11 protein-coding genes are annotated in these 14,252 nt (G+C 41.8%); all 11 read right to left on the reverse strand.

Annotated elements, in window-relative coordinates; genetic code table 11:
* Positions 1–53: 53 nt before the first annotated feature.
* Positions 54–2,867 carry an alpha-L-rhamnosidase gene (locus BMW61_RS17780; protein WP_091824747.1) on the reverse strand — a complete coding sequence of 938 codons (2,814 nt, stop codon included), beginning with the start codon at positions 2,865–2,867 and terminating at the stop codon, positions 54–56.
* 30 nt (positions 2,868–2,897) lie between these two features.
* Positions 2,898–3,929, reverse strand: a complete 1,032-nt coding sequence (locus tag BMW61_RS17785) for an alpha/beta hydrolase (protein ID WP_091824749.1) — start codon at positions 3,927–3,929, stop codon at positions 2,898–2,900.
* Between the two features lie 60 nt (positions 3,930–3,989).
* Positions 3,990–5,834, reverse strand: coding sequence for a family 43 glycosylhydrolase (locus BMW61_RS17790; protein ID WP_242876792.1), 1,845 nt, complete (start codon positions 5,832–5,834; stop codon positions 3,990–3,992).
* Positions 5,835–5,987: 153 nt separating this feature from the next.
* Complete coding sequence (gene pgmB / locus BMW61_RS17795) at positions 5,988–6,623, reverse strand: beta-phosphoglucomutase (protein WP_022762132.1); 636 nt, start codon at positions 6,621–6,623, stop codon at positions 5,988–5,990.
* 19 nt (positions 6,624–6,642) lie between these two features.
* Positions 6,643–8,331, reverse strand: coding sequence for a glycoside hydrolase family 3 protein (locus BMW61_RS17800; RefSeq protein ID WP_091824752.1), 1,689 nt, complete (start codon positions 8,329–8,331; stop codon positions 6,643–6,645).
* Between the two features lie 286 nt (positions 8,332–8,617).
* The gene (locus tag BMW61_RS17805; protein WP_091824755.1) at positions 8,618–9,061 is read right to left on the reverse strand and encodes a DUF3021 family protein; all 444 of its coding nucleotides are present in this window, start codon (positions 9,059–9,061) and stop codon (positions 8,618–8,620) included.
* 1 nt (position 9,062) lies between these two features.
* A complete protein-coding gene (locus BMW61_RS17810; RefSeq protein WP_022762135.1) occupies positions 9,063–9,497 on the reverse strand; it encodes a LytTR family DNA-binding domain-containing protein in 435 nt (144 codons plus the stop codon).
* 12 nt (positions 9,498–9,509) lie between these two features.
* On the reverse strand, positions 9,510–10,430 hold the full coding sequence (locus BMW61_RS17815) for an ABC transporter permease (protein WP_022762136.1): 921 nt from the start codon (positions 10,428–10,430) through the stop codon (positions 9,510–9,512).
* A complete protein-coding gene (locus BMW61_RS17820) occupies positions 10,423–11,343 on the reverse strand; it encodes an ABC transporter ATP-binding protein (RefSeq protein WP_026497981.1) in 921 nt (306 codons plus the stop codon). The genes BMW61_RS17815 and BMW61_RS17820 overlap by 8 nt, the downstream gene beginning before the upstream one ends.
* Before the next feature lie 176 nt (positions 11,344–11,519).
* Positions 11,520–12,239 carry a response regulator transcription factor gene (locus BMW61_RS17825; protein WP_022762138.1) on the reverse strand — a complete coding sequence of 240 codons (720 nt, stop codon included), beginning with the start codon at positions 12,237–12,239 and terminating at the stop codon, positions 11,520–11,522.
* A complete protein-coding gene (locus BMW61_RS17830) occupies positions 12,232–14,217 on the reverse strand; it encodes an ATP-binding protein (RefSeq protein WP_091824758.1) in 1,986 nt (661 codons plus the stop codon). Before BMW61_RS17830 ends, BMW61_RS17825 begins: the two co-directional genes overlap by 8 nt.
* Between the last annotated feature and the right edge of the window lie 35 nt (positions 14,218–14,252).

Here is a 14,252-nt window from a genome sequence, read left to right on the forward strand (position 1 = left end):
CCCCACCGACTATGTCGGAAGGAGTTTTCTCGCTGATACATCATAAAAGAGTTTTACCATCTCTTAAAATTGAATATCTTTTCATTCACAGGGCCTACATTTTCAGGTGTAAAGCCCATAAAGAACAGGAATGGCAGCTCGCCCAAGGTATGATTGCCGTTTTCCTTATCATGCTTACGGATTATTCCATAGGCAGGGGGAAGCTCCTTCTCAAGAAGTGCCATCACTTCTTCGTCCTTCTCAAGCTCGGAGAGCCTGGTTTCAGGTCCGTACACGCATCGATAATCTCTTGAAGGCACGTAGCTGATTTCATACTTTCCTGCAGGAAGTACCACTGCTCCGCTTTCATCAATAGTTTCTGCATCAAAACCTGTAACTGCAAGCTTACTTCTGCTAAATCTGGGAAGAGTTACTTTAGCACTTCCGTTAAACGGAACTTCGATATTTAGTGTAAGTATTCCATCCTCCCCAATTTTCCAATTGGATACATATTTTCCTGCTGCAGTTACCATAGAGGAATTAAAATGTCTGAATTTCATGGAAGGCTGCGGTGCAATTATTGCACTCTTAAAGCCTTCAGTGGCAGGACGAAGTCCTCCTATGTACTCATACATAAACTGCACGACCGTTCCGTATGAATAGTGGTTAAGGGAGTTCATTCCCTCATCACATATTGTTCCATCAGGCATAACCGAATTCCATCTCTCCCAGATTGTGGTAGCTCCAAGATTTACGCAGTAGAGCCAGCTTGGGAACCCTTCATTAAACAGGAAATGATATGCCAGATCCATTCTTCCGATTTTTGCAAGAGTGGTACAAAGAAGAGGTGCTCCCACAAAACCGCATTTTATCTGGTAACAATCCTTATTAAGTCTGTCAATGAACTGCTCTATGAGCTTATCCCTGTCCACATATACATCGAAGGCAAGTGCAACAATATATGCTGCCTGAGTATCACAGGCAAGACGTCCTGTCTTTGAGAAGTACTCATCAAGAATTGCGCTCTTTACCTTTTCTGCAAGGGCATCATATTTTTTCTTATCCTCTTTGAGTCCAAGCCTCTCTGCCATCTGTGCTGTTATGACTGTCGAGCGATAGTAATAGATTGCAGCAAGGTAGTCGTCATTGGTCCCTCCCTTGAAGCTCTGCTCAGTTATTCCATCAAGACCAAGCCAGTCGCCAAATTGGAAAGGCAAAATGAAGAACCCCTTGTCGCCATGCTCTGCATCATTTCGATGCATGTACTCTACCCAGCCCTTCATCATTTCATAGTGTTCTTTGGTATCCTCCAGAGAACCGAAGGTATTATAAAGTACATTGGGAACTATTGTGCTTACATCTGCCCAGATGCTTCCAACTCCCGCAAGGTTATTGGCTGTATTGGGCAGGAAGCTTGCAACGCCTCCCTCGTGACGCTTTGCATCAAGTGCAAGATCGCGAAGGAACTTCCTGTAGAAGGCACGGGTATCCATGTTGTAGCTGGCTGTCTGAGAAAATACCTGCGCATCACCTGTCCAGCCAAGTCTCTCATTTCTCTGCGGACAGTCTGTGGGCATATCAAGGAAGTTGGATTTTTGACCCCATATGCAGTTTTCATAGAGCCTGTTGATTTTTTCGTTACTGGTCTCAATATAACCTGTGCGTTCCATATCGGAGTAGAGAACGCAGGATCTTATCTTGTCAGTTGTAAGTGCGCACTCCTCCGGCCAACCTTCAATTTTCAGATAGCGGTATCCGAAAAAAGTGAACCTGGGATGTACTGTCTCTTTCCTTCCATCAGATATATAAGTGAACTGTGATCTGGCTTCGCGGTAATTCTTGTTGAAAAAATTGCCTTTCTGAAGTATCTCTCCGCAGGAAATAATTATCTTTGTACCTGCAGGAAAATCAGCATCAAACTCCATTACGCCTGCATGATTCTGTCCAAAATCAACTACAGTTTCACCTGCAGGAGTATGGATTATTTCTTTTGCGGGAAGTATCTCTTTTACAATTACCGGAATACTGTATCTGTCAAGAAGTGCTCTCTCTGCCTTTACTTCGACAGCATTACCGATTTCAGGTGTTCCTGCTGTTCTATCCAGATCTTCTCCGTAATAAATTCCGGATTCGATAACATCATTTTTCAGTACCTTCCAGGTACTGTCCGTTCCGATTACTTCATGGCTTCCATCAGCAAAGTCCACATGGAGCTCAGCAATGGCCTCCATTCTGTCACCGAAATTATGGCCGCCCTCAAGACCGAAGTTACTCATATACCAGCCCCTAGCAACCTGGATATCGAGCTGACTTTTTTCACCTATTTTGTCTGTCACATCAAATGCAATAATCTGCATTCCTGTTTCATAATCATTGATGTAAGGAGTCAGAACCTCATCTCCGATTTTCTCACCATCAAGATATGCCTCAAATACACCAAGGCAACTCGCATAAAGTCTGGCCTTCACAGGCTTTTCCCTAAGCTCAATGTCTTTTCTGAAAATCGGATGATATTTAGCACCATCCTCTGCTGCAATCCATTTTCCTGTCCAGGCTTCGTCCATCTTTCCAGTCTCAAAGTATTGCACATCTGAGACTGCAGTATCTCCGTTGTCGCCTGTAATCGTTACGCGCCAGAAATATACGGTGCGGGGCTTAAGATCAACATTTACCTTATCACCATTGATAACTTCACCTGTCTGATCCAGGTCAGCAGATTCTTTTCTGTAGAGAATCTTAGTAAAGTCCCTGTCTGCAGCCACCTCCAGCACGCCATTTTTTAATGTCTTCGCATCTGTCTCTTCCACATTCCAGGATGCTATAAGATTTTTAAAATCATATCCGATTGGGTTAATTATTCCGTTAAGTTTTGCTCTTGTTATTTTCATAAATACCTCTTCTATTTTTATGTCATTTCATCACAGCACTTTATTCAGCCAGGTCACAAACAGATCTTTCCACTGTGAAACGGCTGTAAGATCCGGAGGTACAAAGCCGGGATAATATATTGTATCATTCGGCTTACAGCCACCAAAGCCATGCCCTCCATAAGGGAAAACATGCAGCTCGTGAGGAATTTTCTTATCCCTGAGCGCCCTTGCAAAATCCACCATATGATATGCATCAATCACATCATCATCAGCTGCATTGCACATAAACACAGGGCATACATCTTCATTAACATGATCCTTTAATTCGTATTTGGCAGCAAAATCAGCTCGTTTTTCGGAATCATTGTAGGTTTCCACATCCGCCATAACAACCTGAATCTTGTCATCTGCAACAGTAACAGCAGGATAGATAAGACCTGCAGCATTTGGTTCTCCATCTACTTTATCTATCTCATCACTTACATATCCTTCAACATTCACAGGATTATCCTGAGTGATAACTGCCTGAACACCAACAAGATTTCCTCCTGCTGAAAAGCCTACTGTAGCTATCTTGTCAGGATCAATCCCATATTTATCTGCATGGAATCTTACATATCTGATTGCACGCTGAAGATCAAGAAACATGTAAGGAGCCTTGTATGGATATGATCTGTACCAGAGAACAAAACAGCTTATTCCTGCTGCATTTAAAAACTCGGCTATATCTGCTCCCTCGCTATCAATACTCTTGGTAAGATATGCACCTCCCGGACAGGAAATCACGCATTTCTTACTTCCGGGTACAAGATATGGAACAATGAAAGGCTCATCAACATATGTTTCATTCGCATAACCATCCTGTATTTCCTGCCTGTACACCATAGTGTCATTGCCGCGCATATCTCCGATTTTATCTGTGGTTTTATCCCATATTCCGGGATATTTAACAAACATATCCTCGGGAGAGAGTGAATCATCCCAGTTCATTCTGTCATGCTTGGACTCTCCGGTATTTCCCGGAATATTGTCACCCCATATTTTAATTATCTCTTTCTCTTTTTCAGGACTAAATCTCATTTTTAACCTCGCTTTATATCATCATTTAAATAGCCTCGATAATATCCAATAATATTGAACTTATCTCAGCCTCTGTACTTCCCCGTGAGTAATTCCGTTCTCATTAAAGGCATCAACCTGAAGGTATATCTCCTGCCCTTTTATCAGAGCTCCGATAGTTCTTTCCCCTTTAGATGATCCCATTCCGGGATAGTACATGCAGCTGTGATAAAGCTTATCTTTATCATGTCCCCACTTGATATTAAAACCATCTGCGCACTCGGAAGACATTGTCACTTTCATATCCAAATCACCCTCAAGAGTAGCATTGAACTTCACCTCCCCGGGCGCCTTGCCATTTCCTTTTCCAAAAACACGAAGTCCTGAGACAGCTGCCTTTTGATTCATTGGAAGCTCCAGAATTGTGAGCTTTATAAAACGTAACCTTTTTCCATTTTCTATAAGCAAAGTATCATGAGGAAGATTGGTATCAGCCTTGGATTTATCGCTCAGAATCTCATAATTTTCGCCATCAGATGATCCTTCAAGAACATATCTTGTCACATATTTTCTCTCATCAATGAGTCTTGCACCGAATCCGTTTTCAGGTATCTCTCCGGGCGGAAGAGCTTCAATACTGTCATCCGCGAAATTGATCTGAATAAATCTGACGTCCTTAACTTCGCGCATATCCATGAGAAGCCATTCACCAGGCTTGTTACTAGCTGCTCTCCACCAGGTTCTGGTATCCTCTTCACAGGCTCTCTCAGGATTGTTATCACCTACAGGTGAAACCGTATCCTCTTTACTTACAGATGATGCACTCATCTTTGCATTCCTGCTAAGAAGGAACCATTCAGGCTCAGCCCATGGATCCGTTTTCCCGTCATTTATGCTCCTTGGCCAGTCTCCGTAGCCAGTATTACAGAACAGCTCACCATCATTATCAAAGCCTGCAGGCCATATACCGACTCTTCGCTCCATGGGGTCATTAAGGCTTATTCTCATGGTTGATGTATGCCAGAAATTACCGTTTTTATCCTCCATAGTTGAGCCATGTCCTGCCCCAGGCATAAACCCTCCGGGCTGATAGGAATAGGGATTGTTCTTTGCAAGCTCAAAAGGTCCAAGGGGTGAATCGGATACATATACCCCATCGTTGTAAACATTATATTCAGCACCTGTCGCTGCATACTGAAGATAATATTTTCCATCATGCTTATTCATGTATGCACCTTCAATGAAAGGATTGTTGCTGAGCATACTCCTAAAGAAAGCCTTGTCTGTATCAGAGGCCTTACTAAATGCCTCTTCTCCCATATTCTTTTTAAATCCCTCAAATACTCTGTCCAGCTCCTCGCCTTCAATAAGTCTCTTTGAATGATTCTCACCGCATCTCTCATATCCAAGTTCCTTTGGACGTCCATTAATAAGCTCTATTCTCTCTGAAAGAGGCTTCATGGTCTCAGGGTCAAGCTCCACTCCCCAGATTGGTGTCATATTAGAGCATCCCCAATAGAAATAAACTCTTCCGTCATCATCCTGAAAAAGGTTGGGATCCCAGAAGTCAAAGGTTCCCTCTATCTCCTCATATGGTCCGTTCTCAATATCTCTGGTGCGATAGAAGTTGCAGATTTCTCCCCTTTTTGATGCACTAAAATATACATAGTCTCCGATGACTCTTACATCCGGAGCATAGTCAAGAAGCGGAAGGTTGTCGGGAAGACGCACGCTCTTCCAATTGATGAGATCATCAGATACCCACACTGACATATTCATGGATGCAAAAATATAGTATTTCCCCTTATAAAATAAAAATGTGGGATCAGCTGCTTCTCTGGAAATGTGCTGCTCGCCAGACATTCCGTCCTTTATGAATTGGTAATGGTAATCTATGTTTATGGGATTGCAAAGTATTTTTTTCACGTTATTCTCCTTAGTAATTATCCCCTCAAGTGGAAGACTTGATATTTGCAGCGATTAGAAGCGGTATCCTGCTCTCTTTTTATAGATTCTATTATTTGGGGAATAATTACTGAACAGTTTTTATTTTTGATAATCCGGCATTTAAAAGGGCCATCACTTTACAGAAATATTAAGAAGTTCGCAAAATCCGCTTATTTTGTAGTCTGTCTTTTCGTATGCTGCTGCGTCGCCTATTCCCGCAACTCTCATGCCGGCTCTTTTACCTGCGATAACTCCGGCAACAGCATCCTCAACAACTACGCAGTTATCGGGATTTTCACTTAAAAATTCTGCTGCCTTTGAGAACACCTCCGGATCAGGCTTGGATTTTGTAATATTTGTTCCGTCAGATATAGCGTCAAAATAATCTGTAAGTCCCACCCTTTCCAGGATATACTTTGTATTTTTACTTGAAGAACCTATCGCAAGCTTGTGTCCTCTGTTTCTAAGTTCCGCAAGTGTATTCCTTACTTCAGGTGATACGTCTTCCGGTGTCATTGTTCCCAGAAGTTCCCTGTAATATTCATTTTTCTCAGCAGCAAGATCTTCCTTTTCTTCTTCGGAAAACTTTCTGACACTGTCTTCCAGAATAATATCCAGAGATTCCATTCTGCTGACACCGCGAAGTCTTGAATTCTTCTTTTCATCAAAGCCTATTCCCAGCTTATTCGCTATCATTTTCCATCCCTGATAGTGATATTTATCAGTAAAAACAAGAACCCCGTCAAGATCAAATATAAAAGCTTTCATAATATGTCATCCTCCCGCTTTAAAATCTCAAATCCATTTTTCCGCAGAAAGGATCAACAGGTGATTTTCCCTTAAATTCACTTCTGCCTAAAATCTTGTCAATTGCTGCATCCATAACGAATTCAGAATTACAGTAACAGTTGATAAAGGTCTTTATCATCGGTGCATCGAGAAGATGATACGGATTACCGAAGCTTATAAACATAACCGGGAGCTCATGTACCATCCAGGGCATGTTATTTCCAAGTCCGAACATTGTGTGCCAGTTCATTCTTGCTGTGGTTTTGTTGGATGCAGTTTCCACATTTCCAACATAGATGATTAGATCGTATCTGGATTTTAGCTTTGACACGGAGTCGGTCATTACTTCAAAGCCTTCTTTTTCATACAGTGTCACATCAAAACCTTCAGCCTTAAGTCTATCCATTACAAATTTTGTTACGCGCTCGTCAGACTCAAAACCTCCCATCATTTCAAGAAGAACTCTTTTATGATTTTCAGGCTTTATGGGAAGGAGCTTCTGTGTATCCTTTACAAGGGTAATTCCTTCATCAGCACACTCCTTTGCCCAGGTCACATGCTCCTCTGATGAGAGAATGTTAAGCCCTTCCTTAGCAGGAACCAGAGTACCGTTTGCCTTCTTTTCAGGAAGATTAAGAGCTGCCTTGGTCGCAAGAATTCGCTTAACGGCCTCCTCTAATCTCTCTTCGGACAGGATGCCCTTTTCATAGCCCTTGTGCATGTATTCGTAATCTTCATCGATGTTTCTGTTAAACAGGAACATGTCGCAGCCGTTTTCTATGCAAAGTGGAACAGCATGTTCTCTGTCCATTGCACTGCAAAAGCCCACCATAGGCGTGGCATCAGACACAATAAGGCCGTTAAACCCGAGCTTTTCCCTGAGAAGTTTACCGAGAAGATTTTTAGACAGCGTAGCAGGAATAATCTTTTCAGGTGCTTTTCCATCAAAGAGTTCCTCATAGGCAGGCATTGCGATATGTCCCGCCATCACGCTAAGTGTTCCGGCATCGATCATTGCCTCGTAGATTTTTCCGTAGGTTTCGTCCCACTCTTCAACAGAGAGTGAATTGACACTTGTAAGAAGGTGCTGGTCTCTCTCGTCTATTCCGTCACCCGGGAAGTGCTTTACTGCTGTAGCAACGCCCTCTTCGGCTGCTGCCTTAAGATAACCTCTTCCCATATCGATGACTGTCTGCACATCATCTGAAAATGCCCTGACATTTATAATTGGATTATGGTAGTTTCTGTCGAGATCAACTACAGGTGCAAAGGACCAGTTATCTCCTACAGCTGCGCCTTCTGAGCAGCTAACCTTCCCCAGCTCATAACCGCGTCTGGCATTTCCTGTAGCACCAACAAGCATCTCTCTGCCATAGTAGGTTCCTTCAACTGCCGAACCATTTCCGCCATACTCGAGGTTTGCAGCAATGAGGAGTGGTATCTTGCTCTCCTTTTGTAAAAAGCTCTGAGCCTTCCATATTTCCTCGCCCGGTCCTTCTCTGTAAAGTAGTCCACCTATCTTATATTTATCGAGGGTCTCCTTTAATTCGTTCTCATCCTTGCTGAAAATAACCGGACAGAAAAGCTGTCCGATTTTTTCATCAAGCGTCATTTTTTCATATGTATCCTCAACCCATTTGATTTTCTCATCGCTTAAGTTAAAGGGTTTTTCTTTGTAATTGATCATAATCATGCTCCTATCTTTCGGCATTATTTCTATGCTTATGCATTTTGCCTCGCTTAAACAATTTCATGATTATGATTCTATTATTTGGGAAATAATTACTGAACAGTTTTTATTATTGACAATCCGACATTTTTTAATGTATTAGATTCAGTTTAGCTATGGATCCAATAGGCTGAATTTTCATCCGGGATTGTCCATTACTTTTGTTTTTCTGCCATAGTTTTTTCCTCGTATTAAATAAAAAAGTGCCCACAGCACTCTCATGCTGTGAGCCCTAAAAAATCTCTTAGTCCTCATCCCTGATTTTATCAAGAGCTTCAGATATAACCTTTTCATCATGTCTGAAAATCAGGTAGGTTCCAAACCAGGATCCGATGTAGATAATCACATAAATTATCGAGGTAACGATAAAGCCGAAGGTTCCGTGATACCAGTAGCAGATACGCCCGAACGACATGATAACCGCGTAGAGCAGAATAAAATGCGCCACCGTTTTCAGTTTAAATTTCAAATCCGCATTTTCATTCTTGTCGCTGTCGTTGTCGCCATAATAAAACATCACGGTTACGAGACTGCACATAAAGCTGGCAACCACAATGGATCCAGGAATATACCAGTCAAAATGATAATCAAGCGGTCTCATTACCAGAAGGCCGTAGATACCGACATAGCACAGTACCATGAAGCTTACCATCATAGTCTGTTCAATTATAGTTTTCACCTTTTTCATATCATAACCCCAATCTGTTCTTCATCTCTTTGACGTAGCTTCTGGTGATAATGACGGGCTCACCGTTTAGCAGTGTTGCGCGCATCCTCGCATTCGACTCAGCCTTCACACTTTTAATTTTCCTGATATTGCAGATCATGGACTTGGAGCACCTGAAAAATCTGTAATCCAACTGTCCCTCCACCTCATATAGTCTGCTCTTAATCTCAAGACAGTCGTCCTTTGTGTAGGCAAAGCACTTGTCATCAACCGTTTCAAAATAGTAAATCTTCGAAATGGCACAGGGTACACTTTCGCCGTCCTTGTACCCCAGAATCATCTGCTCTCCGTTTTCAAGAAGTCCTATCACGGTATCTATGGAAGATGTGCGCTCGTGAGCATTGATCACCGCGTATTCAGTTTCTCCTTGCGGAATCTTATTAAAAGTAACCCTCAAAACTTTTCCCCTTTATCTCTTGTTGTAAACCTTGGGATATATGAGCCTTATGGCTGCAATGAATATAACTGTTACTATTATTATATATATGCACGACTGATTCAATGAAAAGGTTTTTCCGAGTGCGCATTGATTGAAGGAAAAGACTTCGCGCATGGCATCCATGAATGCACCGTTATCTACTCCACCTATGCTCTCATCCATGTGACGGAGCACTCCTCCGGTCAGATAATTTCTGATAAGAATTGAGATGCCTGTAGCAGGTACGAGGTTACATACATTCTGGATAGTTTTGTTAAACTCCGAAAGCGGAATATACGCGCCGATCACAAAACCCGATACCGCAGACAGAATTCCCATGAAGGCGCTGCAGGTTCCCATGTTTCTGAAGAACATCATAAACAGCATGAAAATTGCCGTTGAAGAAACCGTTCCTAGGAAAATAACTCCCACGAGTTTAACGATGTCGGATGCCACAAGATACATGGAGCCGTTTACCGCAAGGATTCCTATTCCGCACGCCAGAACTATCATTGTCTGTAGAAAAGCGGCCGTCACTGCTGCAAGAAAATAAGAAAGGATGATCTCCCACCTTTTAACGGGAGTTGAAATCATATCAAGATCAACCTTATCCTCTCTGTCCTTAACGATGATCTCCAGTGCGTTATAAGGGATTGTAAGAAGCGCGGTGCTTATTATTCCCGTGAGCAAAAGTCCGTTTACAAACTGATCCATATCCGCTGCGCTTATGAAATTCGAAAGCCCTGCCGCAGCTCCTTCAAGTGATGAAACAAAAGTGTTTTTAAGAAAAAGCAGGTAAAGCGCAAGTATGATAATAGGTGTCAGCATCGAGAAAAATATCGCTCCTTTATCATTAAAAAATACCATCATATTTCTCTTTGTAAGTCCTAAAAGTCCTCTGAATTTAGCCATTGCACTCCACCATTTCCTTTCCTGTAAGTGTTAAAAATACGTCGTCCATTGTTCCCTTGATCACTTCAAAATCCTTGATATAATCTTTGTTTCTCCAGACAAATTCGGATATTCCCTCATCCATCGCTATGTTGTAATGATCCGCTTCGTAGCGATATTTCTGCACATTAGGATTCTCCAGGATTCTCTTGTTCTCCTCAGATTCCTCAGCGTACCAGATGAGCTTTTTGCCCGTGTACCTGCTCTTAAGTTCAGCAGGTGTCCCCTCGGCAATGATGTTTCCCTTATCCATGATCACCACGTTGTCAGCTTCCGCCGTCTCCTCCATGTAATGAGTTGTGAGGAAAATTGTTAGATTCTCATGCTTTCTTAAGTGATTGATGTAGTCCCAAACCATCTTGCGTGACATCGGATCAAGTCCAGTGGTGGGCTCATCCAGGAACAAGATGTTAGGCTTGTGGATGAGAGATCTTACTATATCAACTCGTCTTCTCTGTCCGCCTGAGAGTCTTTCATATTTTCTGTTCCAGATTTCTTCCAGATTAAATTCTTCCCAGAAATCCTTGAGCCTCTCCATTATCTCGCTCTTGGTGTAGCCGTAGTAGGCTCCCCTAGTCATAAGATTCTGCTTTACCGTGAGCTTATCATCGAGAACCGAATTCTGAAAAACGATTCCGATTTCTTTTCTGATAAGATCATCCTCTTTTCCAAGTTCATGTCCCATGAGGATCGCCTGTCCTGAAGTTCTCGGAAGAATTGTACTTAGCATGTTTATCGTTGTGGATTTTCCGGCGCCGTTCTCTCCGAGGAAGGCGAACAGCTCACCTTGTTTTACCGAAAAAGAAATATTATTTACAGCTGTCATAGCTCCGTACTTTTTCTGCAGTCCTTTTACTTCAATTGCATTTTGCATACCGTACCCCTTTCGTCAAAGCTTATATTTTTTCTTTCAAATTTATTTCTATGTTCTTTCTGAAAACGATATTAACGCATTTTTGACAGAAAAAAAGTGCAACTACGGTGAGTTGCACTTTTCATTAGGTGAAATACATTTTTTCCTTTTTGCAACAACATTGCGCACTAAAGCTTTTAAATTACTTCCTTCCCATCCACCTTAAGCATTCGATAGCCTATTCCGACATGTGTCTGAATATAAGCAGAAGAATCATTTTTATCCTCAAGCTTTTTTCGGAGAGTGGCCATAAACACACGAAGCGATGCTACATTACTGTCCCAGGCACTACCCCATATTTTTTGTGTTATATATTTGTGCGTAAGAACTTTTCCGGTGTTCTTTGCAAGAAGACAGAGAAGTTTATACTCAATAGGAGTAAGCTTCAGTTCTTCTCCGTTTTTATAAGCGCAGCCTGCCGCCAGATCAATTTTCAGTTTTCCGTTTTCATAGACAGAGCTCTCGGAAGCATCATTATCCGGCTGTAGCATGGCTATTCTTCTTTGCATTACACGAAGTCTTGCCAGAAGCTCCTCCACAGAAAAAGGCTTTGTGAGATAATCATCTGCGCCAGCATCAAGAGCTTCTATTTTATCTTCGTCCTCACTCCTTGCGCTGATCACTATAATTGGCATATTTGACCATTCACGAATTCGTTTTATCACCTCAACCCCATCAAAATCCGGAAGTCCCAAGTCAAGAAAAACAACGTCAGGATTATGTGTTGAGGCTTGAAGAATTGCTTCTTCTGCGTCCTTCGCCAACAAGTATTTATACTCATGGGTTTTTAAAGTTGTAGCTATTAGGTTTCTGATCGGAGGATCATCCTCCACAACCAGAATCTGAAATTTATTCATTTATACACACATCTTTCTTTTTCAGATAAAAAGTTATAATACACCCCGAAGGATAGTTATCCCTGATTTCAATAGTTCCTCCATGAGCCTCCACTATTGATCTGCACAAGGCAAGTCCAAGCCCCATACTTCTCTTACCATCCGCAACAGTGTTATGCCCGGTATAAAACATGTCATAGGCATGCTCCTTCATATTATCATCCATACCGGGACCATTATCTATAACATTCACATAAACAAGATCGTCCTTGACTCCATATGAAATATCTATCTCGGAGCCTTTCTGGGTATACTTTATTGCATTGTTTACGAGATTAATTATAACCTGCGTAATTAGTTTTGCATCCATTTCCGCAACGACAAGATCCTCAGCGCGACTTATCTTTATCTCATGATCTACCCTGTTCCTGTCAATGTGTTTAATAGCCTCATCAACAATATCATCAAGAATTTCCAGTGATTTATTCAGCTGCATCTCGCCATTTTCTATCCTTGTTACGGATAAAAGATTCTCAACCAGCTGTATAAGCCACTCGGAGTCATCATAGATGTCAGAAAAAATCTGTTCTCTGGTCTCATCATCAAGGTACTTATAATGGCTACAGAGATTACTTGCATTTCCGGATATTGATGTCAGCGGAGTCCGTAGATCATGCGATATTGTCCTTAATATATTTGCCCGCAGCTTTTCATTCTGAGCCATTAGTGCTGCTTCTTCCTTAGCTTTCTCGTTGTTGAGGTTTTCCAAAGCAAGTGAGCATTCGCCAAGTATAGATAGAAGAATACTGTATTCAAACGAACTCAGGACCTTTTTCCCGACACGTATTCCCATTATTCCATAAACAGTTCCATTTATTCTGATAGCAAGATACAGGCATTTTGCGCTATTGAAAACCTTGGTCGTAGCCCCGGCTCTTTTCTTATTTGCAAGAACCCATTTTATAACCTCGTCTTCATCATGATTCCGGAAAGGTGTCCCATTACCGTCACCATCGCTAAGATAAATGTACCCCTCCCCAAGTTCGTCGTTTTCCACAGGATATATGATTACGTCCTTATCAAGAAGCAGAATCACCTGATTTGCCATAACATTTAAAATATCATCAGCAGTTCTCCTTTTTTGAAGAAGTTGGTTAGTATCAAATAGCACTTTAGTATGAAAAGCAGACTGTGCAGATTCTCTGGCCACATCCTTTAATCTGTAAGCAAGCGATCCGGTCAACAAAGCAGCTACCAGCATAATTACGAAAGTGACAAAATATCCGGGTTCAAATACATGGAAAGTAAGCCTTGGTTCAGTGAAAAAGAAATTAAACAAAAGGACACTACAGAATGAACTGATCAGACTGCAAAAATGGCTCCTCGTAAGGATGGCACTGAGCAGAGCCCCAAAGATGTATACCGTTATAATATTGGATTCGGTGAACCCAAGCCTGCGGAAGCATATTCCCACCAGGGTCATTCCTACCAAAAGAGCAGTTGTGATCAGAAAATCTTTTCCCGTAGGAGCAATATGTTCTGCAAACCTGCTGCTTTGCTCAATTTTACTGTTAGTCTTTGAATCGGGAATAATATATATATCGATACCCGGAGCAATTGAAATAAGCTGCTCCGTGACAGTCTGTCTCTCCCAAAAATGGTATCTCTTGGTATTGCTTCGTCCTATAACAATTTTAGTAACTCCCGAAACCCTGGCAAACTCAGCAATTGCAAAGGGTATACTCTCTGCAATTACTGTGGTTATCGTCGCACCTATATCCTCAGCATGCCTTATATTATTTTGAAGTCGGACGGAATCCTCATCAGGCAGATTATCCTCCTGTGTTTTGGAGACATAAAGTGCCGTAAAATTTGCATGAAATGCTTTTGCCAGTTTTGATGCCTCATCAATGATTTTTCTGTTTGTTGGTGAAGGTGATAGGCAGACAAGTACATGCTCAGTAGGGATTGTGCCTTCGGTTCTTGTTTCGTAAGTCATGAACTATCCCTTTCTTTCTTCGTTCACCCTTAGAC

The sequence above is a fragment of the Butyrivibrio sp. ob235 genome (assembly GCF_900109475.1).
Lineage (GTDB): Bacteria > Bacillota > Clostridia > Lachnospirales > Lachnospiraceae > Butyrivibrio.